This window comes from Psychrobacter sp. H7-1 (assembly GCF_904846585.1).
Classification (GTDB): domain Bacteria; phylum Pseudomonadota; class Gammaproteobacteria; order Pseudomonadales; family Moraxellaceae; genus Psychrobacter; species Psychrobacter raelei.
In genome coordinates this window covers 42,477-67,888 of record NZ_CAJHBH010000010.1, presented here as the reverse complement: position 1 = coordinate 67,888, position 25,412 = coordinate 42,477, and the positions used below count along the sequence as shown (strand labels likewise).

Sequence of the window (25,412 nt, the reverse complement as noted above, 5' to 3'; positions counted from 1 at the left end):
GCAGGCAAATGCTCGCAGCGCTTTTTCTTAAGATTTTAATGAATAGATATGGTTATGGTTTCGCACTTAAGTTAGACGGATATGATTTTATTTAAGCGCTTAAAGTTTTGGCATTTAGACATCAGCTATTTAGACATTAACACTCTAAAATCTGAGTGCTTAGAACCTCAGTGGCCAGAAACTGATTAATTAAAGCGGTAAACTGACTTTGCAGCACCCAAATTCTATCAATACAGATAATAAATAAGGGGACAGCGGTGGATGAGTCCTGCAAGATACCATCAGAGCCCACCACATCTAAGCGGCACAGCACCACAGAGCCACGCATAAAGCTTGGCTGATCTAAAGCTTGTAGCAGCTTTTTGCCCGACTTACGCCCACTACGTCCCGCCAGAGCCAGTTTAATTGTCCGAGGCAAGGGCTCAAAGATAAGCTCAGAGGAAGTTACTTTAGCATCAGTGCTATTTAACAAACGGGCTAAATGTGCCATCAACCCCCTCACCCCAGTTAATTGCCAATCAAACTCTAGCCCCGACTGCTTTAAAGATAAAACATCGGTATCTGCTAGGTTTAAAGATAGCTCCTCAGCATTGTGCGCCAGCGGTAAGTGTATTTGATGCGGCATCATCTGTAGCCACTGGGCATAGGCGTGCTGTAAGCGATACAGTTTATTTTGATAACGGCGTACTTGATACTGCTCACTGCCAGCATCGAAATAAAGACAAGTTTGGTGGTTGCTGTCTTGGCGAAAGCTAAGTGCAAGCACCTCATCCACTAGGCGCTTTGAGGGTGGCAATTGATTAGGGTGCGGGGCGAGCCAGTGATGAATAAGCGCCGCTTGCCGTGATGCAGATAACCCTGCCAGCTTATCTAGCGCAATCACAGACTGCTGCTCAGTAGCGGCTAAAGCCACCTGCGCCAAATCCTGCGTCACTTGCTCATCAATACTGTCACTGGCCTGCTGCATAAGCTGCGCCGTACGCGCCATGGCCTCAGATGCTTGCGGGTAGCGCTCAGTGATATGCGGCAACAACACACTGCGCAGCCAAGCTCTATCATTTAGCGTCTGCAAAGCAAGCTTTGATGGCGACTGTGCCACATTGGTCGGGTCATCGATATACTTTAGATTGTGGCGCTGGGCATATTCAGTAATCTGAGCTCGGCTAATCTCTAGCCATGGCCGCCACAAAAAAATGCGCTGACGCGGCTTATTAACATCTGATGGCGACTGCGCAGTATAAGCCTGCTTTGAGGTCCACTCACGCATGGCGCCCAAACCCGTCACCCCGGCTCCATTAAACAGCCGCATCAATAAAGTCTCGACCTGATCATCTTGATGATGGCCCAGTATTAAGACATCATCTTGATTCATCAGCTGCATCATGGCTTGATAGCGACCATCGCGCGCTGCTTGCTCACTTTTATGAGTTAAATTAAGACCAATAATTTGGCAGGCCATATCATGCTGCTGTGCCCACTGAGCCACTTGCTGCGCCCACTGATCATTGGCAGCTTGCATCCCATGATTGACATGAATGAGCTGCGGCAAAAAAGGCAGCCGACCTTGATCGAACAAAGTACGGCACAATAGCGCCAGTCCTAAAGAGTCACGCCCCCCACTACAAGCCAGCCAAACCCGTTTACCAAGTAGCTGTGCGTGATGGGCATGAAAGCTGTCCATAAAGGCCTGTGAAATACAGACAGGGGTAGTCATAATAAATTGTGGCCTCTTAGCCAGTCTGTCAACCATTGCACTGCAAGCGCTGCTCTACAAAAAACTAACCTGCAAACAGTAACGTATTAAAATAACGGCTTAAAAAGCACGCCTACACATTATCACCATAATAAGTCACTCTATTATCTCGCAAAAAGCCGGCTAAGCCCAGCCCATAACGCTGTGCCACCCGTACCGCAGTACTGGTTGGTGCTGACATACCAACCAGCCAAGGCAGACGACAACGCACTGCTTTTTGAACCAGCTCAATAGACAGTCTTGAGGTCATGACCACAAACTCTAACGCCACTTGATTGCGCAGCTGCCACCCAATAAGCTTATCCAGTGCATTGTGTCGACCGACATCTTCAAACAAGTACAGCTCTCCTTGATGCCAAGTTGCTGCTGCATGTACTGCGCCCGTTAGCTGATGCGTGGCTTGGGTCGACTCAATTAGTGCTCTAATTTGTAATAACTGCTCTAGGTTTGGACGTGTCTGCTTGTCGGCACTGCTATTAGGCGAGCCATTATCAGCACGGCCATTCATAGCGTTATCACCACGACCATATGCCGCTTGCTCTACGCTGACAGGCTGTACTGGGGAGTTGGGGGAGCTTGATGCTTCATCGCTTGTAGCATAACGACTATAGGCGCTTAAATCCGGCAAAGCCTGCTGCAATCCGGTCATTCCACACATTCCGCAGCCTGTACGCCCAGCCAGCTGCCGGCGCTGCGCTAAAATACGCTGATGGCAGCGCTGATTGAGCACTAAGGTGACGACGTACGCTTCATAATCACTGAGCAGATGCGCCCAGTTTACGGCAGCTTGTGACTCAATAAGACGTGACTCATTCGCGGGTGCGAAAGCCTGTAAGTCCTCAACACTATTAATGGCGGTAATCTCCCAGTCGAGCAGCTCACCACTGTGCTGTATCAAGCCTTCACTGTACAAAAACCCCAGTGCCAGATGCTCAAGCTGAGCGGGGCTAGCCATCAGCACCGCATAATGAATGCCATTGATGACCAAAGCCACTGCCGCCTCTACTGCTAACGTAGCCAGATGGGTCTCAATCTGTAATGGCTGAGCATCTTTAGTGGGGGTACGACTGCTAACACAGCTGCCACCACCTATAGACGGCTCATCACTGCGCGTAAAACGGTGCATTTGCGCACTGTGCTCTCGAGTCAACCGGCGTTGTAACTCCGCCGGCACGCCTATCTGTGAGTCAAAATGTGCTGCTGTATTGTCCATATCGCCTTAATTAGTGTTAAATCGGTCATCATTAAGCGGTCGCTGTAGTGCTGGGCTCGGATATCGCTTGTTGTTGTTCATCTAAGTCTACCTTTTTTAAGGTAACCGTAACCGACTTGTAGGAGGGCGTTAAAGACTCCAAGGCATGACTGTCTAAGTCTATCAAGTCATTACACTCAGGATAATAAGCCGCCACCGCATTGGCCGCAATGTCCATTTGGGTCAATACCAAAGGGCCTAAGCTGCGAGCGCCGCCTTGACTGTCGACTCGTGATACCACTACTTTATCACCCGCTTGCCAACCCAGACGGCTTATCTCATCAGGGTGCATAAATAGCACATCACGACGCGTGGTCTGACGATACCTGTCCTCAAGACCAAAGATGGTGGTATTAAACTGATCATGGCTGCGTACTGTGGTCAGCTGCCAGACCATCTGCGCTCGGGCAGGATCCGCTTTGGTATCTGCTTGGCTGGCCATCTGATCTGCCACATACGTAATGTCGTATTTTGGCACCTCAAACTGCGCTTTACCCGACTCAGTCTCCCACTTATGATGACGGGCTGGGTGATACAGATGAAATCCGCGCTCCACTTCACGAATGCGCTGATTAAAGTTCTCAAAGCCTTTGATTGCCTGAGAAATATAATTGCGTGTCACATCATAGTCTTCTGCCATCATCGACCAATTAATAGAGGTGTCTTTACCAAAAAAGGCGTTCGCTATACCGGCCACAATCTGTGCCTCCGACTTTAGATGATCGCTCATTGGCTTTAGGCGGCCTTGAGTTCTGACCACTTGACACATCGAATCTTCAATAGTGGCAAACTGCTCTCCGCGGCTAGTAATATAGCGTTCAGTGCGGCTTAAGCACGGTAGAATTAAACTGTCCTCGCCTGGATACAGCATGCTTTCATTAAGCTTGGTACCCACAAAGACATTGAGCTGATTGTCAGTTAAAGCGTGCTGGATGGCATGCGTATCAGGCGCAGCCACTGAGAAGTTGCCACCCATACTCATAAATACTTTTATCTTTTTTTGTATCATGGCTTTAGCACCGGATACCACATCGTAGCCGTTCTCTTGTGGCATCGGGCGCTCAAATACCTGCTGTAATCTGTCTAACAGCGCCTGAGATGGGCGTTCATGAATACCCATAGTGCGATCGCCTTGCACATTGGAGTGGCCACGTACCGGAGAAGCACCGGCACCCGTTATGCCTATCATACCCATCATAAGCAGCAAGTTGGTAATCATGGCCACATTGTCATCACCTTGGACGTGCTGGGTAATCCCCATACCCCAAGTGCAAATGGTCGCGGGGCTATCCGCCACCAGCTGTGCAAGACTCACAATCTTAGCTTGGTCAATGCCGCAGCCACGCTCAATATCTGCCCAGTTTTGGGTCATAACCCATGCTTTTAAGGCATCAAAGCCTGAGGTATGCTGATCAATAAATTCATGGTTTATGTTGTCATTCTCAATCAGCCATTTGGCAAGGCCCGTGAGCAGTGCCACATCACCACCAATTTGGATTTGGATGACCTCATCTACCATGGGGTCACTGCCACCACTGACCATATGGGTCACTTTTTGTGGATTTCTAAAGCGGCTAAGCCCTTGCTCGCGCATCGGATTAATCGAGATTATGCGGCAGCCTTGCTCATGAGCATGTGCCAGCATCTCGAGCATACGGGGATGATTGGTAGCCGGGTTTTGGCCGAACATCAATATCAGTTTGGCCTGCTCGAAATCTTCTAATACCACAGTCGCTTTGCCCACGCCCAGCTGACGACTGAGCATTACTGAGGTTGGCTCATGGCACATGTTTGAGCAATCAGGTAAGTTATTGGTGCCGAAGCTGCGAACAAACAGTTGAAATAAAAAGGCCGGCTCGTTGGTCACTCGGCCCGAAGTATAGAACATCGCTTGATGCGGTGACTCAAGACGGTGTAAGTGTTCAGCCACACGCTCAAAAGCGGCCTCCCACGCAATGGGGACATACCTATCTTGACTGGCATCGTATTGTAAGGGCTGAGCCAAACGACCTACTTGTTCAAGCTCATGACCACTATAGCCTTGCAGCTCGCTGACGGTATGCTTGGCAAAAAAGTCAGCATCGGCCTTAGCGCTCATGACCTCACTGGCTAATACCTTAATGCCCGTCTCGCAGACATCTATGGTCTTATGCGATTTGTGATCAGGCCATGCACAGCCTGGGCAATCAAAACCGCCATTGGGCTGGTTGCTGCCAAACACACTTAAGCTGCCGCGCAAAAAAGCCTTATAATCCATAAGCACACGAGAAGAATCAATCAACGCCGACCAACCCGCAGCGGGGTGGTTATAAACCGGTATCTTTCGCATAACAATCCTTATTACCAAAAACAGTGTTTATTAACCCAAGTTTAGTATAACGCCTTATATTTACTGTATTGTATGAGTCGTATTCACACAAAGGCTGGCTAAAGGCCATATGGCCAATATGCTAACTAACCAGTATACAAGGCGGTATTTATATTGGCAGGTCGATTAACAAAAATCTTCAAAACTGTTTGGCCTTGACCGAAAATTATAAATAATTAAGACGAAAAAAAACGAGCCAAAGGCTCGTTTTTTTTGATTCATCTAAAGTAATGAGTGTTTAATGATCACCACTTTAAATCATCATCGCTAATTAGATAGCTGTGATACCGTGGGCTTGTGGGCCTTTAGCACCTTGAGTTACAGTGAACTCAACTTCTTGGCCTTCAGCTAAGGTTTTGAAACCTGAGCTTGCGATTTCGCTGTAATGAGCGAAAACGTCTGGACCAGTTTCTGGAGCGATAAAGCCAAAACCTTTAGCTTCGTTAAACCACTTTACTGTACCTTTGATAGTATCTGACATATATATAATCCTAATTTTAAAACATAATGACCAATTTGGTCGGTAACGCTCTGAGCAACTACGGTAAATCTTAAAACGGAGGATTAATGCTAATACTACGAGGTAATGATTTGTTGTGGGCTTCTCTCAAGCAGGACTGCAGTATAGGTGGATTAGAACCGTTAAGCAAGCTTTATTTTAAAATAACTTAAAATAATACCGATTAAATTTAAAAAAATTTTAAAAATATAACCTAGACCGTTATATTTATTACTCTAACACGGGTTTTTAGGCAAAAAAAAGACAGGCCTAAGCCTGTCTTAACGCATCTAACTATATATTAATACCCTAATGATATTAATACCCTAATATTAATGCCGTAAAAAAGCCTGTGACCTCACTTTCGCTTAAGCAGATGGGCTGGCATCAAACGGCGTCAGTTAATTTAGCCTTCTACTAAATTTAAAGTAGAGTCAAAGCCTTTTAAACGCTGATAACGCTGCTCAACTAAGCTAACACTGTCTAGCTGTTTTAGCTCTGCTAACTGCTCAGTAAGCAGTTTTTGTAATTTTTCCATAACTGGTTTGGCATCAACATGCGCGCCTTCCCCTTCTGGAATAATGGCATCAATCAAGCCCATATTATACAAGTTACTTGCATTGAGCTTCAGTGCTTCAGAAGCTTCACGGGCTTTTTCGGCAGTTTTCCATAAAATAGAAGCACAGCCCTCTGGTGAGATGACCGAGTAAATACTGTGCTCAAGCATATTCACCTTATCACCCACACCGATAGCCAGTGCACCACCTGAGCCACCTTCACCAATAATGGTGACAATAATTGGCGTCTTTAGACTACTAAAAGTAGCAATACTCTCGGCAATGGCCTGAGCCTGACCGCGCTCTTCAGCACCTACACCCGGATAAGCACCTTGGGTATCGATAAAGGTCATTACGGGTAGGTTGAAGCGCTCAGCAAGCTTGACTAAGCGAATGGCCTTACGATAGCCTTCAGGATAGGCCATGCCGAAGTTGTGGGCGATACGCTCACGGGTGCTGCGACCTCGATGTTGACCGATAATTAATACCGGCTCACCATTAAAACGGGCCAGCCCGCCTATAACGGCTCTATCATCAGCAAAAGCGCGGTCGCCATGCAGCTCATCAAACTCAGTAAATAGCTGACTCACATAGTCTAAAAATAGCGGGCGCTTTGCATGCCTTGCCAGTCCAACACTTTCCCAAACAGAACTCATGATTTATCCTTAAATTATAATTATATTATTTTATAGTGTGATGTTTGATGGATTAGTAGGCGCCAGCACAAGTCACACTAAGCTCAACGCCCCACTTCTTAAATTGATCAATATCGTCTTTTAGATCAAATACCAGTAACGCATAATCTTCGGAGTCCGATTCTACACTAACTTGCCAGTGATTTTTATCAATAACTGTCAGTTTGAGCGCACTTTTATCTAGATCATTACGGCTACGATGTACCAACACGGCCAGCCTTAATAAGAGGCACAAATATACCAAACTCGGGCCCCCTACTTCCAGCGCTTGTTCAAAATTTTCGGTTTTTAGTTTGCGTCTGTGATTGCGTGCCAACTGTGACATTCGGCCTTGATCCACTTGGGAGAATCCAGGAATATCTGAATGCAGCAGCAAATAGGCGCTGTGATGATGATAGCCGCTATGACTGATTGCCAGACCAATCTCATGTAAATAAGCGGTGCGGCGCAGCAGGTCATTGTCTTCGCCGCTTAGCCCTAAAGCGTCATGGGTCTGATCATAGAGGTTCTCACAGCTTTTCACCACGCGCTGAGCTTGTCTTTTATCAACAGAATAGCGCTCAATTAATGCCTGTACACTGCGATCACGCACATCTTCACTAGCGAAGCGGCCGAGCATATCATACATCACCCCTTCACGCAGCGCCCCATCTGAGTAGGCAATGGTTTCAATACCCAGCACCTTCATCGCCGCACGCAGCACCGCCACACCAGCAGGGAATACTGCTTTACGGTGCTCTTTTACCCCTTCTAAATCAATGTCTTCTACACGGCCAATTTTTAGTAAATGCTTTTGTAGGTTTTTCACACCTTGGTAGGTAATGCGCTCTTGCTCATCCGACCAACCTTGAGAGACCAACACATTACGCACAGCTTTAATCGTACCGCTTGAGCCCACCACACTGGTCCAGCCGGTTCTTTGATAGGTGGTGCTAATGCGTAAAATCTCTTTGCGCGCATCGGCTATGGCTTCTTGAAAAGCGCTTTCAGTAATATCGCCAGACTCAAAGAACCACTGGGTATAGGCCACACAGCCCATTTGTAGACTTTCGGTCAATAACGGATCGAACTCTTGACCAATGATAAACTCAGTTGAGCCCCCACCGATATCAATGACCAAGCGCTTATCACTACTGGCATTGGTGTGCGACACACCCAAATAGATCAAGCGTGCCTCTTCTCGTCCAGCAATGATTTCAATGGGCTTTGGCAAGATTTCATTGGCACGGCGGATAAATTCATCAGCGTTTTTGGCCTGACGCAAGGCGTTGGTGGCGACAATACGCAGTCTATCAGGCGATACTGAATCGAGCCGCCCCATAAACCTGGCCAAGCACTCTAGTCCACGCTGCTGAGCGTCTTCGCTCAAGATTTTATTTTTATCCAGGCCGGCAGCCAATTGCACTTTTTCAGACATAGAGGCAATTTTGCGCACCTCTCCATGATCTAAGCGAGCAATAGCAAGGTGAAAGCTGTTTGAGCCAATATCAATGGCCGCCATGAGTTCATCATTCGCTAAAAAGTTATTTGGCATAGGCGGGTGTCTTACCTTAAGTGAATGCAACGATTAAAAGTTAGTGGCTATTTTTGAATTAAATCATGCCCTATTTTGGCAGTTTTAAATCAGCGCTATGGGCCAATTATACCAATCTAGAACGAAGCCTTGCCCCATTCTACCAAAGTCTTAATATAATTGGCCAAGTCCATTTACATTTAAGCAAAAATCCTTTTTTCAAAGCTCATATTACCGCTTTAAAAAAAAGGCCTTTTTTATTCCAATCCGCAAAAAACATGCAAGTGACTAGAACAAAAAAGGCCCAACAGCGCATCAGCGATTTATGACGCAGCTGACATCTCAGCGAACACGTCATCAGCGGCTTTGATGGTCGCATCTAAGTCTTCGGTCGTGTGTTTTGAAGACATAAAGCCCACTTCATAAGCCGATGGTGCCAGATAAATACCACGATCTAACATACCATGGAAGAAGGTGTTAAATTTATCCATATCACAAGCGGTCACCTCATCGAAGTTTTGGGGAACACCCGTGGCCTCATCTTTGACGAAGAACAGGCCAAACATACCGCCAAGCTTAGTTGAGCGTAGCTTGATGCCATGCTTGTGTGCCGCGGCTTGGATACCCTCTACCAGATAAGTGACTTTATCAGCCACGCCCTCATAGAAGCCTTCCACAGTTAAATCTTCAAACATAGCGATACCGGCACGCATCGCCAATGGGTTGCCTGACAGCGTACCTGCTTGATACACGCCGCCCATAGGTGCTATGCACTCCATGATTTCACGCTTACCGCCAAAGGCACCTACTGGCAGGCCAGCACCGATGATTTTACCAAAACAGGTTAAATCTGGCTCAATACCAAAGTGTGCTTGCGCGCCTTTTAGTCCCACGCGAAAGCCCGTCATTACTTCATCAAAAATCAGCACAGCGCCGCCTTGAGTACACTGCGCACGTAAAGTATCGTGGAATTCTTGACTCGGTACGATCATGTTCATGTTACCCGCAATAGGCTCAACAATCACACAGGCAATCTCATCACCCCATTTCTCAAAGCAGTCTTTAATCGCTTGTGGGTCATTGTATGGCAAGGTGATGGTGTGCTTGGCAAAGTCTGCAGGCACCCCTTGTGAGGTAGGCTCGCCAATATCTAACATGCCAGAGCCCGCTTTTACCAATAGGCTGTCTGAGTGACCATGATAACAGCCCTCAAATTTAACAATCTTGTCACGGCCAGTGTAGCCACGAGCCAAACGAATGGCACTCATGGTGGCCTCTGTGCCAGAGCTGGTCATACGAATCATCTCAACGCTTGGAACGATATCACAAATGATGTCCGCCACTGAGGTCTCAAACGTGGTTGGGGTACCAAAGCTTAGACCATCATCGGCCGCAGCTTTTACCGCTTCAATCACTTTAGGATGGGCATGACCCAAGATCATAGGGCCCCATGAGCCGACATAATCAATATACTCATTGTCTTCGGTATCATAGATTTTGCTACCCGCTGCTTTGTGCATAAATACTGGTGTGCCGCCAACGCCAGCGAAAGCGCGCACAGGAGAGTTTACCCCACCTGGAATGTGTTTTTTGGCTTGCAAAAAAAGTTGTTCGTTCTTTGTACTCATTTTTATATTCATAGTCTCACTCATCACAGTCACTCTTAATTTTATGGATAAAAAAACCTTATTATCTTTTTTGATTTTAAAGGTTACGGGTTCTAAAAACAGGGGTGAAAAAAAGGGCATCAATACTTATGTCGACTATCTTAACAAAAAAAAGTGAGCTCTGATGAGCCCACTTTGTATCTTTGTCGATTTAACCTTTATTTGAGCTTAGCGCCTATTTAAGCGTTTTGTTCAAATTTGGGTTTTCACTCGGTTTAGGCTTGGGTTTATAAGAGTCAAGGCGGCCTTGCTCATGCTCAAGCCAAACGGCATTGACAATCGCCAATAACACAGCGAATCCAAGCCCTAATATCCATGCAAAATACCACATAATTTTCTCCTAGATAAGTAGATAGCTTAGTACGAAGTGTGATCGTTTTCGCGAATATAGGCCACAGTTACTTTACCGCGCATCACGCTATACGCCCAGCTGGTATAGAACACCACTATGGGCAGTAGCAGCACCACGACATACAACATCACCATTAACGTTAAGTGACTTGAGACACTGTCCCAGATGGTTAAGCTGGCATTGGGGGCAGTCGATGATGGCATGATAAACGGAAATAGTGAGACGCCTGCGGTCATGATAACCCCAACAATGGCCAAGCTTGAGGTAACAAAAGCGGTCAATGTCTTACGCGCTTTTAAGAGCACAGCGGTCAATAGTGGCATAATGATACCCAGTGCTGGGAAAGCCCAAGCCATTGGGTATTTTGCATAGTTTGCCATCCATGCACCCGGCTGTACCACCACCTCTTTGGTCAAAGGATTGGCCAAAGCAGCTGGATCAATCTGAGAGGTAATCGCGTAGCCATCAATAGATTGGATCCACACGCCTGCACCCACGAACAACACCACCATGACTATCGCTGAAATCATCGCGTATTTGACCGTGCGATCTTGGATAACGCCTTCGGTACGGTGTGCCAAATATGCGCCGCCTTGCATGATTAATAGGGTCACACTGACCAGACCACACAATAAAGCAAAGGGGTTTAATAGCTGGAAGAAGCTACCTGTGTAGGTAGAGCGCATCATTTGATCGAAGCTAAAAGGCACGCCTAAGAATAAGTTACCAAAGGCCACACCAAAGACCACTGCTGGCACAAACGAGCCGACAAACAGACCCCAGTCCCAAGCATTACGCCATCTTTGATCCTTGACCAAGTTGCGGTATTTAAAGCCCACAGGACGGAAGAACAGCGCCCAAAGTACCGCCATCATCGCCCAATAAAACCCACTAAAGGCTAAAGCATAAACCATAGGCCAAGCGGCAAACAGCGCACCACCGGCGGTAATAAACCACACTTGGTTGCCTTCCCAGTGAGCACCGATACTGTTAATTACCACACGGCGCTCGTCATCGTTTTTACCAACGAAAGGCAGTAAGGAGCCTACGCCCATGTCGTGACCATCCATAATGGCAAAGCCGATAAGCAATACGCCAACCAATAGCCACCAGATTAATTTTAAAGTTGCATAATCAAATAACATCGTTGACCTCCTTATTGCTATGCACTGGGGTCACATTACGTGGGGTTTCCCCATCATAACGGCCGGTGCCTAAACTGGCTGGGCCTAATTTGACATACTTCACCATCAGATAGACTTCGATAATTAGCAAGATGGTATAAAAACCAACAAAGCCTGCCAATGAGCCATAAACGTTGGCCACACTGAAGTTAGTTACTGATAAATAGGTCGGAAGTACCCCATAAATAGTCCAAGGCTGACGGCCATACTCGGCCACGAACCAACCAAGCTCAATGGCAATCCAAGGTGCAGGCAACATAATTACCGCCCACCTTAATAGCCAAGTTTTTTCTGCAAAGTTGCCTTTAATGGTATGCCACATACTCACTGCAAATAACGCCAGCATCAAGAAGCCTAGCCCCACCATACCACGGAATGACCAGAACATAGGCTTCACCGCTGGAATGGTGTCATCCACCGCTTTTTGGATCATATCAGGGGTAGCTTGAGTGACATCTTCGGTGTATTTTTTAAGCAATAAGCCAAAGCCTAGGTCTTCTTTTACCGCTTCAAACTGGGTCTTTAAGGCGGCATCTTGTGGATTTTCACGTAGCTGCTCAAGTAAGTCCACTGCCTGCATCCCATTCATAATGCGGCCTCGGTTGACCTCTTTAATCTCATGAATACCTGGGATTTCTTTATCTAAAGATCGCGTACCGATAATGCCCATGGCATAAGGAATTTGGATTTGCCAATCGTTTTTTTGCTCTTTTTCATTAATACCTGCAATCAGGTTAAAGGACGCAGGGGCAGGCTCGGTGTGCCACATGGCTTCAATGGTCGCCATCTTAGTTTGCTGAGCGGCGCCAATAGAGTAGCCTGATTCATCACCCAACACGATAACACTTAAGATTGAAGCCATACCAAAGGCTGAGGCTACCTGAAAGCTACGCTTGGCAAAAGGCACGTCACGTTTGCGTAGTAGGTATAAAGCTGAGATGGATAAAACGAACATAGAGGCGGTGACATAACCGGCTGATACCGTATGTACGAATTTGTTTTGGGCATCAGGGTTAAATAAGATGGTTGCGAAGCTGTCCATCTCCATACGCATGGTTTCGTAGCTAAATGATGCGCCTACAGGGCTTTGCATCCAGCCGTTGGCAATCAAGATCCACAGCGCAGACAAGTTGGTACCAAGTGCCATTAGCATAGTGACAATCAAATGCTGAGCGCGCGAGAGTCTATCCCAACCGAAGAAAAATAGGCCCACCATGGTAGATTCTAAGAAGAAGGCCATAAGACCCTCAATGGCCAGTGGCGCACCGAAGATGTCCCCAACGTAATGAGAATAATAGGCCCAGTTGGTCCCGAACTGGAACTCCATGGTAATCCCTGTGGTCACCCCTAAAGCGAAGTTAATACCAAAGAGCTTTCCCCAGTATTTAGTCATGTCCTTCCAGATTGGATTACCGGTTGTGACATAGACGGACTCCATAATCACCAGAATCCAAACCATACCCAAGGTTAACGGAACAAATAAAAAGTGGTAAAGCGCTGTTACCGCAAATTGCAAGCGGGATATATCAACGAGATGTTCAGTAATCATACCAAACCTCCTAAAAAGAAGGACTAATTCACACCATCATTTGAGCTGCACAACATAGGGCCCACTGTCCACTCACATCCTTGCTCATCCGCCCTAATTACTCATCCTACTATGCACTAAAAACCAACTGAGTGATCAATCCTGCGTTACCCATAATTTTTAACATCTTTCAGAATCGTTAGATGTCAGGAAAATACTAAAACATTACCCACTCACCTTACTAAACTCAAATGGTAAACAGGCAAACCTTTTACTACACTATACGCCTATACAGCTTGGGTACTGATAAAATATATTTATCAATACTATTTAAGAAACTTAACTTGATTGTTGGCCAGACAATGAGCTGAACGGCTCATTCTTTGAAAACCATATTTTAATTATGGAATTAATCTGGGGATATAATACATAATTATATAATGTTTCGCTAGGGCTGGTTTGGCCTTTTATGTATCTGCGAATTCGGCTAATAATTATTAAATTTTCTACACTCTTATATTATCAATAACTTAGATACATTAGCACACAGTGGCTACATTTGCTTTTGATTGCAGTAAGCTTACAATAATTGGTAAATGTTATACCTAATTTACGCCCTTCTCTTTTATGTTTTGTATTTAGTAACTTTCTGTTTTCTTACCTAAGATTGATGACACTATGGCAACACTTTCTACTGCCGAAAAAGACTTTTTAAAAAAGCTGGTAAATACAGTGCGTCGCCCGTTAACGATGGCGTGGCTGCTGACGGTTATTAGCAGCTTATTATTTGTGTGGCAAGCGTGGTTATTGGCCAGTTTATTTAGCCATTGGTTGAGCAACTATTTTAATCAAGTGCCGTTATCAAGCGGGGTGTCGGGCAGCTGGTTTGTGGGGCTGATCATCTGCTTTGCCCTGCGCCCACTGCTCAATACTGGCCGTGAGCTGCTCAGCACTCAGGCAAGCTTACAAGTGCGCAGTGATTTACGCAGCTCGCTACTTATCACTATGGCCAAACTTGGACCCAATCTGCGCCACTTCGGCAGTGATGGCAGCCTCTCTAGCCAAATCATTGATCAAACCGATGCCTTAGATGGATTTATCAGCCGCTTTAGTGTCCAAAAACAAGTCACGGTCAGCACCCCACTTATCTTGCTTGTCGCTGTGGCTTGGCAAAGCAAATTTGCCGCAGCCTTATTATTGATGACCGCGCCTTTAGTGCCTATATTTATGATTTTAATTGGCCATTTAACTGCCCGCAAAAGCGCCGCTCAGTTTGGCGCCCTGTCGCAATTAAGCGGCCGGTTTTTGGACTGGATCCGCGGTATGCCCACCCTTAAGCGGCTACAAGCGACACCTATCGCTGAGCATGATTTGGCTGTAAGCAGCGAAGACTATCGCCGCCGCACCATGGATGTGTTAAAGATTGCCTTTTTAAATGGGGCGGTGCTTGAGCTTTTGGCAGCGCTCAGCATTGCCTTGGTCGCGGTCTATTTAGGCTTTGGGCTAATGGGCATTTTGCCGTGGGATAAAGGTGATGTGCCAGTACCTTACTTCGGTGCCTTATTCATCTTGCTGCTGGCACCTGAGTTTTATGTACCGCTGCGTCAATTGGGCGCAGACTATCACGCCAAAGCTGAAGCAGAAGGCGCTGTCCAAAGCTTGCTGCCTATTATTAACGCGGCCGAATCTGCCAATGCTGTCGTTATCCCTCAACAGCCAAACACACACCCTACTTCTACCACGACATTACCGCAAAGCTTTGGCCTACAGTTAAGTAAGGTTAGTATTCAGACAGCGGTGGTGGATATCCAAGCGCCACAGGAGGATTCAGCGCCCTTAGCTGATAATGACTGTACGGCTGCTGTATATCGCAGCCGTCTGGCGCCGTTAACGGTAGAGATAGAGCCGGGAGCGCGCGTGGCCTTAGTGGGTGAAAGCGGCAGCGGTAAGTCAAGCCTGTTACAGGCTTTGATGGGCTTTGTCAGCTACCAAGGTAATATCACCCTTTATAATGCTGCTGAGAATTTTAGTCAAAACTTACAGCACATCCCGCCGGAGCAGTTACGCCAGAAGCTTGGGTATTTGGCTCAGCAAGTGGCGCTGATGCCGCTAAGCATTGCTCAGAATCTACGTCTTGCCAATCCTGATGCCAGCGATGCTCAGTTGATTGAAGTACTCAAACAAGTTGAGCTGTGGTCATTAATTGAACGACTACCACAAGGCATGGACACCTTGTTAGGCGAGCGAGGACAGGGATTATCTGGGGGACAACAGCAGCGGCTGGGCATCGCTCAGTTGTTATTAAGAAACGACAGCTTGTGGCTGCTTGATGAGCCTACCGAACATCTAGATCCTGATACGGCGCAGCGTATTCATCAGCTTTTGCAGCAGGTGAGCCTCGGTAAAACGGTGATTTGGGTCACCCACGCCAAAGAACAGCTGCCTTGGCTGGATAAGGTGATTGCCATCAGCGCTCCGGTTACAGCAAGTGTGGCACAAGGAGCAGACCATGAGTAAACATCCGATGCGCTCACACAGCGAGCTTGATAGCGCAGCCCGCCACACCCCTGCTTTTCGTCTTCGAGATATGTTCAAGCCCTCGTTTGACTTATGGCTCATCTCTTGGGGCTTAGGGCTGATCACTGCATTATCTATGATAGCGCTGCTGATGATCTCTGGGTGGTTTATTACGGGTGCGGCGCTGGCCGGAATGATTGCAGTCGGCTCGCACAGCTTTAATTATATGCTACCGGCCGGCATTATCCGAATGCTGGCCATGGCACGTACCGCTGGGCGCTATGGCGAGCTGATGGTGTCACACCATGCGGTGTTTGATTTATTAAAAACGCTGCGCCTTCGCTTTTTTAACCGCTTAGCTGCACTACCGCTTACTCAGCAGCGCAGTGCCCTACAAGCCTCACAATATATGCACCGATTGGTCAGCGACATCGATAAGTTGGACGAATTTATCTTACGCGTTATCTCGCCTTGGCTGATTGGCGGCTTAAGCGTATTGCTATTGGGAGTTTTTATAGGCTGGGCACTTCCGATTGCGTCAAGCTTTAAGCTCATTATTTATGTGCTGCTGGCTTTAAGCCTAGTGATTGCCTTACTGGCCAGTTATAACGGCATCGCTCAGGCCAAGCAGTTATCTCAAGTCTCTGAAGCACGTCGCCAGCAGCTGCTATCGCCGCTGGCCATTATCACCCAGCTGCTACTTTGGCAGCAGTGGCAGACGCAAACTCAAGGCTATGTGGCACAAGACAATCAGCTTCAAAAACTACAATGGCAAGCCCAAAAGCGCCGCTCTGTTTATATGCTACTGATTCAGTGGCTGTTTTATTTGGCAGTGCTGACCGTATTGTTCGCCATCTATAGCGTCACTCAAGGCGGCTCTGAGACAACCTTGCTGCCTAAGCTGCAATCGGTGATTGAAGTGCCATTGGTATTGGCAGTGACCTTGGGGCTGCTCGGTATTCAAGAGATTGTCGTGCCGCTGGGTCAGCATTATTTGGCTTTAGGCAATAGTATCGCTGCCAAAGACCGGCTAAATGATTTGTTATCAAGCTCAAGGCCGATCCCTACCCCCAATCAAGCTGGCCAAGCTGGCGCTAACACTGACACTGACACTGGCACTGACGCTGACACGGTATCTACCTCTGCACCCAAGCCGCTGCACCGCTTACCGCAAGCACCGTTACAAGCTGAGCTGATTTATGTCTCAGCAAAGATTGAAGGGGCGTTAGTCGGGGCAAAAGAGGTGAGTGTGACGGTCAACTCAGGTACGCCGTTGATTATCAAAGGCCCTTCTGGCTGTGGTAAATCGACCCTGCTGCAGGCCTTAGCTGGTGAGCTGCCGCTGCAGTCAGGTGAGATTCAGTTAAATGGTAAAAACTGGTTTGAGTATGACTGGCAAGACCAACTAGGCTACTTAGGACAGCAGCTTGATATCTTTGATCAAAGCTTGGCGGCCAACCTGCGCCTAGGCAAACCTGAAGCCAGTGATGAAGAGCTAATCGCCGCCTTAGATAAGGTGGGGCTACTGGGCTGGCTACAAGCGCAGCCACAAGGGCTGGACACTGCTTTGGGCGAATATGGTGCCGCCATCTCAGGCGGGCAAGCACGCCGCATTGCTTTAGCGCGTCTGCTGTTAAAGTCGCGCCGCGTACTATTATTAGATGAGCCTTTTGCAGGTCTTGATGCGCCTACCAGAGCACAGCTGTGGCAAAACGTGCGTGAGCATCAACAGCAAAACCTACTTATTGTGGTCAGCCATCATCAGTGGGATATGGGGCTCTGTGACAGCATCAGCCTACCTGAGACCCAACTTTAAGCCAGCTGCTGGGCTTGGCCAATTGCTATGTTGACTCAGATACGGGGCGAATTTAATCTTTTATCGTATCTATCGTATTTATCATATTTATCTTATGGCCTTCATCCCACCACCTGTAAGGTGGTGGGACTTCTACCAATTTGTGTTAAATCTCTAGGTCCGATTTTTCTCCCAATTCATATAATGCACCTGCACGACCGACAATAAGCGGATCAACATTCCCCACCTGACTCTTGTCTCTGCCATCGTAGGGAAGTCTATTTAACACATAGCGCATGGCATTAAGACGGGCACGTTTTTTACAATCTGACTTGATGACAATCCAAGGGGATTCTGCGGTGTCAGTATTATAGAACATGGCTTCTTTAGCCAAAGTGTATTCATCCCATTTATCTAGGGAAGCCAAATCAATGGGAGATAACTTCCACTGCTTTAAGGGATGCGCTTCACGCTGAGCAAAGCGGCGACGCTGCTCATCACGGCTCACTGAGAACCAAAACTTGATTAAATGAATGCCCGAGTCAATTAAGTGTTTCTCAAACTCAGGAGTTTGGCGCATAAAAGTAGCGTACTCTTCTTCCGTACAAAAGCCCATTACCCGCTCAACGCCAGCGCGGTTGTACCATGAGCGGTCGAAGAACACCATCTCTCCAGCTGAGGGCAAATGCTGCACATAGCGCTGGAAGTACCACTGCCCCATCTCACGCTCGGTGGGTTTTTCTAGCGCCACAACTCGTGAGCTACGAGGGTTTAAATGCTCCATAAAGCGCTTGATAGAGCCGCCTTTACCGGCCGCATCACGCCCCTCAAAGATAATGACCACTTTTTTGTCATTTTCACGCACCCATTTTTGTAGCTTTAAGAGCTCAACTTGCAGGTGATACTTTTGTTTTTCGTAGTTTTTACGCGATAAGCGGTTTTTATAAGGATAGCCGCCTTCACGCCAGTTATCAGATAACTCATCGTCTCTTTTGGTGCCTGTTTTGACAGCATTGGCCAACGCATGATTGGCAAATAGATTTTTTAGCTTTTCTAGGTCATCTGGAGAAGCATCATGAATGAGCGATTGAATGCGATCTGATATCGCCTCGATATTGCCCTCTGCTAGTTGTTTTAGCAGTACCTGATCAATGACTTCTTTGGTCTTTATACGTGAGCTGTCTTTTTTCTTTTGGGTTTCATACTTTTCAATCTTTTTGGGATTGGTCACATAAGCGTCGCTAATTTTCTCAGACTTATTACTTTTTTTTGACATAGTCGCCCCTTGCTGTTAGCTTTAAAAAAAACATTACATAGTTTTATTTAATTATTATAGCAAGTATTTATAGTAGCTATTATCAAATCCTACTACTCATTACATGTTTTATGCTTACCTCAACTAAACCCTTAAAAATTTTATGGTTTAAACTATTAAGCTAAATTTTAACCGCTAACATAGCGTCGTTAAGCAGCTAGAAGCCAATGAAATGCTGATAATGAGTATGGCTGCTTGGTGTTGCCTCTATGCGAACTGAATTTAACCCTCTATAATCCAAAGCAATGAGCGCTTTATCTCGATTATGGAAATACTAGGTGCCCTATGAGTCGCATTGTTTTAAGCACATCCTCCTCTGGGCTTGATGATATGGATATCAAACATAACATTGAGCTTATTCGGTTACGCATACACGTCAATAATGTTGAATTTATTGATGGAAAAAATATCAGTAGCGAGCGCTTGCAGCATCTTATGAATGAGGTGAGCCATTCCCCAGTACACACCTCTCCAGCGCCTGCGCATGAAGTGGCTATGATGCTAAGCGGCTTACAGAATAAAGGCGTAAAGGAGGTGTTTATCACCACCTTATCATCACAGGTTAGTGACAGCTATCAGATTATCAGTGAGGTCGCCCAAAGCTTTAAAGACAGCATGGACATCTACGTCTATGACACTAAGGATTTGAATGCGTGTGAAGCGCTACTTGCCTTAGAAGCAGATTATTTGATGCAGCAAAACTATGCTATGCAAGACATCGCCTCACGCTTAGATGCCCTACGCCGCAGCCATCATATGCTATTTGCTGCCGATGATTTATCCTACTTAATAAAAAACAAAAAGGTGTCTACCACAGCAGGATTTTTTGCCAATTTATTTAGCATCAAGCCGGTGTTGCAAGTCTCTGATGCAGGTGATGTGGTGCCGATTAGCAAAATCCGCAAAATAGACAAAGCCTTTGAATATATGGTCAACCAGTTTGAAAACGTGATACCGCGCGCCGATTCTTTCGCTTATGTCATAAGCGCCGGACGACCCGATTTAGATAGCCGTTTTATTGCGATGCTCAAGCAAAAAACAGGCGTGACAGACATTGCGGTATTGCCAGTATCCGCCATATCCTTAGCCAATCATGGCCCTAGCGGCTTAGGCCTGTGTGTCTTTGAAGGCGATGTGCCCTCTGCTGCCAAGTTGTTTGCTAAATTTTAAGCTTGTAACGCTAGACAATCAGATACGACAACTAAAAAACCTCGCCAAGATCAACTAAACCGTCCAAGATTTGGGGGTCAGTTCATCGTAACGAGGTTTTTTGAGGGTATAAGTATCGGTGCCTGTCATGACACGATAAGGCAGTTAAGACTAGGCTTTTTTCACCACAGATGACTTAAGCTTCATTTGACCAAAGCCCTCTACTTTGCAGTCGATGTCATGATCATCAGGCGCGTCATGGATGAGACGAATACTTTTTACTTTGGTTCCCACTTTAAGCGGTGTCGATGACCCTTTTACCTTTAAGTCCTTGATAACAGTTACAGCGTCGCCATCTTGTAGCTCATTACCTACGGCATCACGGATAACGTTTTCAGTCTCTGCACTGGTACCGTCTGCTTCGGCAGCTGTCCATTCATGGGCACACATAGGACACACCAATAAAGCGCCATCTTCATACGTTAAATCAGAATCACAATTAGGGCAATTAGGTAAGCTCATTTTATCCTCATTTGAATCATTGAATTAATTTCGCTTAGTATTGTAGCGCAAACCACAAAATTTTGCTCAAACAGCTGTTGAAATATCTCAGCGTTGCCAAAATTAATCTCTCAATACCCTAAACTGTCATTACCCATTAAACCGCTTATAATAAAAGATGCCAGTACACAGCTGAATAAACCTCAAACAAAATATCTATTAAATCCAGTTCACTAAATAAGACATCTACTAAAAAGGATAGAGTTATGAGTAACTTAAGCTTTAAGCAAATCACGCTACAAGGTGATGATGCTGCAAAATTTCTTCAAGGCCAGATCACGGTAAACGTTAATAGGCTCACTGCAAGCTATCAGCCGGCGGCCATCGCCAATCTCAAAGGCCGCATTGAATTTGGACTTTGGATAAAAAAACAAGATGACAAACAATTTGATATCGTCATCAGCAGTGATTGCTTAGCACCGCTTCAGGCGCACCTAAAAAAATTTGGTGCCTTCTCTAAATTTACTATATCAGAGCCCATCGACATCTATCCCTATGTGGTGGATGAAGCAGGACAAGCACAGCCCACCTTTAGCGAAAACGCTGATGAGCAGAACATGACCGATTGGATGTCTGCCAGTATCGCTACTGGTAACTACTGGATTACTGAGGCAACTCAGACGTTATTTCAGCCGCAAGAGCTACGCTTGCATCAGCGTGGCGGCGTAGACTATGACAAAGGCTGTTATTTGGGCCAAGAGGTCATCGCCCGTATTTACTTTAAAGCGGCGCCAAAAGCCTTCTTGCACCGAGTAAAAGGCACAGGAGCTGCCCCCAAAGCAGGCGAGAGCTTGGACAAAATTCAAGTGGTTAATGCCATTGATTTGGCCGATGGTTCAGGCTATGAGGCCTTAGTAGTGGCGCGTCCAGAACAGCTTGAGCAGGCGCAGCAGTTACACGTATTGGACTTACCACCAGCGCTACAAGCCAGCGTGGCACGTGACGCTTAAGCTAAGCGCTGCTTAGACCACTGTCCAAGCTATCAGATCTAAGCTGACTCAGGTTAGATACCAAAAAAAGCGATCCGAGGATCGCTTTTTGTTAGCTAGATTGTATCAAAATTAACCCAATGAGCTCAGTTAATCCCATTGTCTAACCTTAATTATTGAGCGGTTTGGCCTTTGTGCTCGCCTTTGGCTTTGTTTTTGAACTTAGCTTGACGCTCTTCACGCATCTGTTTTAGCGTCGCTTTTTGTTCAGGGGTTAAGATTTGTGCCATTGCGTGCTGAGCTTGAATGCGCTCAACGAACTGCTGCTTAGCGATGGCCGCCTGCCGATCGGCTAGCGTGTTTAAGGCAGTGGCATTGATAGTAGGACTGTTAATCAAAGCTTCGGTTTGAGCACGGGTCTGCTGCATCTGTGCTTGACGCTGTGCACGCTCACCTTGACGTTTTTCCATTTGTGCTTTTCTTAAAGCCTGCATCTGTGCTTTTTGCTGCTCAGTTAGGTTTAGCTTCTCAAAACCTGCACCTTTTTTGCCCATACGGCCCATTTCGTGGCCACCTTTATGGCCTTTATACTGACCATGGCCACCTTGTTTATGCTGCATTTGAGTGGCTGGATTGGCTTGTGACTCTGAAACAGCGCTGGCTTGCGTGCAGCCTACCATTGCCAAACTACCTGATAGGGCCAATACTGAACCTAGTACGAATTTTTTCATATAAATCTCCATAATTTACTATTTGTTGGTGGGCCAAGCTTAATATCGAGCACTTGGCTCATCGTTAGCTACACATTAAATAACTGGCGTAATAAGTGATTAAATAGGCCGGTTACACAGGTCGCTCAGAGCAGGCCTGCTGTCTATGTGTGCCATAATAAGTCAATCCAACGTAACGTAGGTTGATGAAACTTTAAGAAAGGTAACAATTGCAACAATACTTCTCATCGCACTTGCTTGTGCTAAGAGCCATGTTTAGTATTCTAGGCACAGGCTGATTTTGCGGTTTTGCTCAGACAAGCCTCTTTTTGTAGACGCTTATTGACTCACTTTTTAGGAATTTTGTATGACACATATTTTATTAGGCGATGACGATAAAGAGCTGACCGATTTGTTACAGGAGTACTTGACCAATCACGGTATCCGCTGTGACTGCGCTTATGACGGGGAGCAGGTGCTCAATAAGATAAAATCTCAGCCTTATGATTTAATCGTGTTAGACATCATGATGCCCAAGATTGATGGGTTAAATGTGCTGCGTCAATTACCGACCCTGACCCAGACGCCCGTTATTATGCTCACGGCTAAAGGTGATGAAATTGACCGTATCATTGGCCTTGAGCTGGGTGCAGATGATTATATTGCCAAGCCTTGTAATCCACGTGAGTTGTTGGCTCGCATCAATGCTGTTATCAAACGCACCACTATGCAGCAAAGCGATATTGTACCGCTGGAGCATGAGCGCCTGCAGTTGGATCAAGTGCACCGTATCTGCACGGTAGATGGCGAGACGCTGCAAGTAACCGGAACTGAGTTTGACCTGTTGGTGGCCTTATTACAGCAGCAAGGCAATGTGGCAAGTAAGGAGTGGCTGTCGCAAACTGTGCTACAGCGCGAGCTACAGCCTTTAGATAGAAGTCTAGATGTGCATGTCTCACGGCTTAGAAAAAAACTACAACCTTATCATGAAGACCCAATAAAAGCGGTGCGCGGTAAAGGCTACCAACTGGTTTTATAATCTTATGCTACCGGTTACGGCTTTATGTTGGCGTCCATTCACCCTACATCTAAAGTCACTGCTTTTATTTTTTGATGTTTTTAGCTCTCTAGTCTCTTAATCCGTAGGTTTTCATGAGTAACTCTACTACCAAACCGCCTTTGCATCATAAGCTTAACCAGCCCCTAACCTTATTTTGGCGGCTTTTTTTGAGCATGCTCACCATCTTGCTGCTGACCTCAGCCCTGTCTGTGGGTATTGAACGCTGGATGAATGCCAAAGAGCTCAATAACCGGATGCAATTACAGATAGCGCGCTTACTTGTTGCTCGTCAAAATACTATGGCGGCGTTAAGCGAGGATGATTTAGACACAGTACGCCAACTGTATCGTGACGAGCGCTGGCTCATGGCGCAAATGCGTATTATCGATCAACAAGGACAAATTTTATTTCCAAAGTTTGGCCGCTTTCGCTCTGAGCATGAGCCTTTAGGCTCTCCTTCCCCGCCAGATAGGGACTCTCATAGCAGACCACCTCCAGAATTACCACCCCCCTTATCTGAGCCATCTTGGCAGCAGGTCAGCGCAGACGTGCTAAATTACCCAGAGCTTCAAGACACTACCGTGACCTCTGCCAGTGGTCAAACTTACACCGTGCAGCTGCAGCCTCGATTGTCGCTGCGTGATTTGGCTTCACTGCGTAAGGACCATACTTTAATCCGAGTGGTGCTTATTTTGGTGTTTAGTATTTTAGTGTGTTATTGGCTCAGTCAGGCACTCACCCGCCGTATTCATAGATTACAAAAGGCGGTGCACTTAATGAGTGAAGGCCGATTTAAGGCTGGTGAGGAGCTGACCGACTTGGGCAATGATGAGCTTGGCGCGCTGGCTAAGGATGTCTCTAAGCTATCGACTCGCCTAGCTGACAGTGAGCTTGCGCGTAAGCAGATGCTCAGTGACATATCTCATGAGCTGCGCTCGCCGCTGGCTCGATTAGAGGTGGCCACAGAACTCACGCGCGACTTTGCGCCTGAGGCCAGTCATTATTTGGATCGAATCGAAAAAGAGTCAGCACGGATGAATGAGCTTATCGAGCACATCATTCGTATCCAGTCACTACAGATGCGTCAGTATGCTTTGGATATTGAAGCCTATCAGCCGGTGAACTTGTATGCACTGCTCGATGAAATAAGAGAAGATGTTTGCTTTGAGTTTCAAGATAAAGGGGTCACCTGGCAGTGGCAAACTTCACCCACTATCTTAGGCCTCAGTACGTCCTCACACCCTAAGCCCTCGGCTGTCAGCTCAAATTATCGATCAGACTCAAGTCATGAATCACGATCAGCTGCAATCAGCCGTCAAGCTACAGCTTATACCCTACTAGGTGATCAAGAGCAGCTACACAGCGCATTTGAGAACATTATCCGTAATGCCTATACTCACACAGCGCCAAATTCAGTTGTGACCGTGGTGCTGCAGTCAATCATCGATGAAAAGACAAAAAACCCAGCCATAAAACTGCAAGTGATGGATGCTGGTGATGGGGTTGCAGACACCGATTTACAACGCATTTTTCAGCCGTTTGTGCGCCTTAGTGCGTCACGAGAGCGCTTAAGTCAAACGCCCACAGCGTCTGTCAATTCGCCGCAAAAATACAGTGGATATGGATTGGGTCTGGCAATAGCTCATGCCATTGTCATCGCGCATCAAGGCAGACTGGTCGCTTACAATCGCCAAGATGGACACTCCGGTCTGGTGATTGAGGCCATTTTACCCATTCACAGCACGCTTGAATCGTAGCCCTTGAATCGTAGGCTAAAGCTACAAATAAAAGCAGTAGACACAACAAAGCCGCATAACTTTCGCTATGCGGCTTTTGCTGTTAGTCCTCCTGACAGTCTATATTAGCTACCCCATCCTAGAATAGTTAATCATAGCGAGCATCCTGCTCTGGTAATGCGCCCTATCCCTGCAAGCCTGCGCAGTATAGGTCATGTTGTGTCCTTACCCCTTCATGACGCTGCACCAACCTAGATGCTTTGTTCATGACT

Annotated in this window: 19 protein-coding genes; 6 read left to right on the top strand and 13 right to left on the bottom strand. The window is 46.6% G+C overall.

All coding sequences use genetic code 11. From position 1 onward, the window contains the following. Positions 1 to 136: 136 nt before the first annotated feature. From tilS to JMX92_RS05125, 10 genes are all read right to left on the bottom strand, one after another. Complete coding sequence (gene tilS, locus JMX92_RS05170) at positions 137 to 1,714, bottom strand: tRNA lysidine(34) synthetase TilS (RefSeq protein WP_201544337.1); 1,578 nt, start codon at positions 1,712 to 1,714, stop codon at positions 137 to 139. 112 nt (positions 1,715 to 1,826) lie between these two features. After that, on the bottom strand, positions 1,827 to 2,966 hold the full coding sequence (locus JMX92_RS05165; protein ID WP_201544332.1) for a formate dehydrogenase accessory sulfurtransferase FdhD: 1,140 nt from the start codon (positions 2,964 to 2,966) through the stop codon (positions 1,827 to 1,829). 31 nt (positions 2,967 to 2,997) lie between these two features. Further along, positions 2,998 to 5,334, bottom strand: a complete 2,337-nt coding sequence (locus JMX92_RS05160; RefSeq protein WP_201544330.1) for an FdhF/YdeP family oxidoreductase — start codon at positions 5,332 to 5,334, stop codon at positions 2,998 to 3,000. A 310-nt stretch (positions 5,335 to 5,644) separates the two neighbouring features. Then, positions 5,645 to 5,854: a cold-shock protein gene (locus tag JMX92_RS05155; protein WP_011959622.1), complete on the bottom strand. Its 210-nt coding sequence runs from the start codon at positions 5,852 to 5,854 to the stop codon at positions 5,645 to 5,647. 424 nt (positions 5,855 to 6,278) lie between these two features. Next, the gene (locus tag JMX92_RS05150; protein ID WP_201544328.1) at positions 6,279 to 7,085 is read right to left on the bottom strand and encodes an acetyl-CoA carboxylase carboxyltransferase subunit alpha; all 807 of its coding nucleotides are present in this window, start codon (positions 7,083 to 7,085) and stop codon (positions 6,279 to 6,281) included. 52 nt (positions 7,086 to 7,137) lie between these two features. Then, positions 7,138 to 8,658 (bottom strand): exopolyphosphatase, encoded by a 1,521-nt coding sequence (gene ppx, locus JMX92_RS05145; protein ID WP_011959620.1) that lies wholly within the window; start codon positions 8,656 to 8,658, stop codon positions 7,138 to 7,140. A gap of 302 nt (positions 8,659 to 8,960) precedes the next feature. Further along, on the bottom strand, positions 8,961 to 10,265 hold the full coding sequence (hemL, locus tag JMX92_RS05140) for a glutamate-1-semialdehyde 2,1-aminomutase (RefSeq protein ID WP_110817268.1): 1,305 nt from the start codon (positions 10,263 to 10,265) through the stop codon (positions 8,961 to 8,963). A 214-nt stretch (positions 10,266 to 10,479) separates the two neighbouring features. After that, positions 10,480 to 10,635, bottom strand: a complete 156-nt coding sequence (cydX, locus tag JMX92_RS05135; protein WP_011959618.1) for a cytochrome bd-I oxidase subunit CydX — start codon at positions 10,633 to 10,635, stop codon at positions 10,480 to 10,482. 26 nt (positions 10,636 to 10,661) lie between these two features. After that, complete coding sequence (gene cydB, locus JMX92_RS05130) at positions 10,662 to 11,801, bottom strand: cytochrome d ubiquinol oxidase subunit II (RefSeq protein ID WP_011959617.1); 1,140 nt, start codon at positions 11,799 to 11,801, stop codon at positions 10,662 to 10,664. Next, the gene (locus JMX92_RS05125) at positions 11,791 to 13,389 is read right to left on the bottom strand and encodes a cytochrome ubiquinol oxidase subunit I (protein WP_201544327.1); all 1,599 of its coding nucleotides are present in this window, start codon (positions 13,387 to 13,389) and stop codon (positions 11,791 to 11,793) included. The genes cydB and JMX92_RS05125 overlap by 11 nt, the downstream gene beginning before the upstream one ends. Positions 13,390 to 14,046: 657 nt before the next feature. Between JMX92_RS05125 and cydD the strand changes: the two genes are divergently transcribed. Together cydD and JMX92_RS05115 are read left to right on the top strand one after the other, a co-directional pair. Continuing rightward, positions 14,047 to 15,885, top strand: a complete 1,839-nt coding sequence (cydD, locus tag JMX92_RS05120; protein WP_201544326.1) for a thiol reductant ABC exporter subunit CydD — start codon at positions 14,047 to 14,049, stop codon at positions 15,883 to 15,885. Next, the gene (locus JMX92_RS05115) at positions 15,878 to 17,701 is read left to right on the top strand and encodes an amino acid ABC transporter ATP-binding/permease protein (RefSeq protein WP_201544322.1); all 1,824 of its coding nucleotides are present in this window, start codon (positions 15,878 to 15,880) and stop codon (positions 17,699 to 17,701) included. The genes cydD and JMX92_RS05115 overlap by 8 nt, the downstream gene beginning before the upstream one ends. Before the next feature lie 145 nt (positions 17,702 to 17,846). Here the strand turns inward: JMX92_RS05115 and ppk2 are convergent, their stop codons facing one another. After that, positions 17,847 to 18,956, bottom strand: a complete 1,110-nt coding sequence (ppk2, locus tag JMX92_RS05110) for a polyphosphate kinase 2 (RefSeq protein WP_011959613.1) — start codon at positions 18,954 to 18,956, stop codon at positions 17,847 to 17,849. A 324-nt stretch (positions 18,957 to 19,280) separates the two neighbouring features. Between ppk2 and JMX92_RS05105 the strand changes: the two genes are divergently transcribed. Beyond that, positions 19,281 to 20,165: a DegV family protein gene (locus tag JMX92_RS05105; RefSeq protein WP_201544314.1), complete on the top strand. Its 885-nt coding sequence runs from the start codon at positions 19,281 to 19,283 to the stop codon at positions 20,163 to 20,165. A 150-nt stretch (positions 20,166 to 20,315) separates the two neighbouring features. Here the strand turns inward: JMX92_RS05105 and JMX92_RS05100 are convergent, their stop codons facing one another. Beyond that, on the bottom strand, positions 20,316 to 20,666 hold the full coding sequence (locus tag JMX92_RS05100) for a zinc ribbon domain-containing protein YjdM (protein ID WP_011959611.1): 351 nt from the start codon (positions 20,664 to 20,666) through the stop codon (positions 20,316 to 20,318). A 245-nt stretch (positions 20,667 to 20,911) separates the two neighbouring features. On the opposite strand from JMX92_RS05100, the gene JMX92_RS05095 reads away from it, so the two are divergent. Next, complete coding sequence (locus tag JMX92_RS05095) at positions 20,912 to 21,655, top strand: YgfZ/GcvT domain-containing protein (RefSeq protein WP_155586660.1); 744 nt, start codon at positions 20,912 to 20,914, stop codon at positions 21,653 to 21,655. Positions 21,656 to 21,807: 152 nt separating this feature from the next. On the opposite strand, the gene JMX92_RS05090 is transcribed toward JMX92_RS05095, so the two are convergent. Continuing rightward, positions 21,808 to 22,365, bottom strand: a complete 558-nt coding sequence (locus JMX92_RS05090) for a Spy/CpxP family protein refolding chaperone (protein WP_110816038.1) — start codon at positions 22,363 to 22,365, stop codon at positions 21,808 to 21,810. 346 nt (positions 22,366 to 22,711) lie between these two features. On the opposite strand from JMX92_RS05090, the gene JMX92_RS05085 reads away from it, so the two are divergent. Together JMX92_RS05085 and JMX92_RS05080 are read left to right on the top strand one after the other, a co-directional pair. Further along, positions 22,712 to 23,383, top strand: coding sequence for a response regulator transcription factor (locus JMX92_RS05085; RefSeq protein WP_011959608.1), 672 nt, complete (start codon positions 22,712 to 22,714; stop codon positions 23,381 to 23,383). Between the two features lie 113 nt (positions 23,384 to 23,496). Next, positions 23,497 to 25,161 (top strand): sensor histidine kinase, encoded by a 1,665-nt coding sequence (locus tag JMX92_RS05080; protein WP_201544313.1) that lies wholly within the window; start codon positions 23,497 to 23,499, stop codon positions 25,159 to 25,161. Positions 25,162 to 25,412 lie beyond the last annotated feature (251 nt).

Excerpts from the sequence above, each read along its gene's own strand:
- cydX (WP_011959618.1), bottom strand. The coding sequence starts at position 10,635 with ATGTGGTATTTTGCATGGATATTAGGGCTTGGATTCGCTGTGTTATTG.
- JMX92_RS05115 (WP_201544322.1), top strand. The coding sequence starts at position 15,878 with ATGAGTAAACATCCGATGCGCTCACACAGCGAGCTTGATAGCGCAGCC.
- hemL (WP_110817268.1), bottom strand. The coding sequence starts at position 10,265 with ATGAGTACAAAGAACGAACAACTTTTTTTGCAAGCCAAAAAACACATT.
- JMX92_RS05155 (WP_011959622.1), bottom strand. The coding sequence starts at position 5,854 with ATGTCAGATACTATCAAAGGTACAGTAAAGTGGTTTAACGAAGCTAAA.
- cydB (WP_011959617.1), bottom strand. The coding sequence starts at position 11,801 with ATGTTATTTGATTATGCAACTTTAAAATTAATCTGGTGGCTATTGGTT.
- JMX92_RS05095 (WP_155586660.1), top strand. The coding sequence starts at position 20,912 with ATGAGTAACTTAAGCTTTAAGCAAATCACGCTACAAGGTGATGATGCT.
- JMX92_RS05100 (WP_011959611.1), bottom strand. The coding sequence starts at position 20,666 with ATGAGCTTACCTAATTGCCCTAATTGTGATTCTGATTTAACGTATGAA.
- JMX92_RS05105 (WP_201544314.1), top strand. The coding sequence starts at position 19,281 with ATGAGTCGCATTGTTTTAAGCACATCCTCCTCTGGGCTTGATGATATG.
- ppx (WP_011959620.1), bottom strand. The coding sequence starts at position 8,658 with ATGCCAAATAACTTTTTAGCGAATGATGAACTCATGGCGGCCATTGAT.
- JMX92_RS05150 (WP_201544328.1), bottom strand. The coding sequence starts at position 7,085 with ATGAGTTCTGTTTGGGAAAGTGTTGGACTGGCAAGGCATGCAAAGCGC.
- JMX92_RS05165 (WP_201544332.1), bottom strand. The coding sequence starts at position 2,966 with ATGGACAATACAGCAGCACATTTTGACTCACAGATAGGCGTGCCGGCG.
- cydD (WP_201544326.1), top strand. The coding sequence starts at position 14,047 with ATGGCAACACTTTCTACTGCCGAAAAAGACTTTTTAAAAAAGCTGGTA.
- JMX92_RS05090 (WP_110816038.1), bottom strand. The coding sequence starts at position 22,365 with ATGAAAAAATTCGTACTAGGTTCAGTATTGGCCCTATCAGGTAGTTTG.
- JMX92_RS05160 (WP_201544330.1), bottom strand. The coding sequence starts at position 5,334 with ATGCGAAAGATACCGGTTTATAACCACCCCGCTGCGGGTTGGTCGGCG.
- JMX92_RS05125 (WP_201544327.1), bottom strand. The coding sequence starts at position 13,389 with ATGATTACTGAACATCTCGTTGATATATCCCGCTTGCAATTTGCGGTA.
- tilS (WP_201544337.1), bottom strand. The coding sequence starts at position 1,714 with ATGACTACCCCTGTCTGTATTTCACAGGCCTTTATGGACAGCTTTCAT.
- ppk2 (WP_011959613.1), bottom strand. The coding sequence starts at position 18,956 with ATGTCAAAAAAAAGTAATAAGTCTGAGAAAATTAGCGACGCTTATGTG.
- JMX92_RS05085 (WP_011959608.1), top strand. The coding sequence starts at position 22,712 with ATGACACATATTTTATTAGGCGATGACGATAAAGAGCTGACCGATTTG.
- JMX92_RS05080 (WP_201544313.1), top strand. The coding sequence starts at position 23,497 with ATGAGTAACTCTACTACCAAACCGCCTTTGCATCATAAGCTTAACCAG.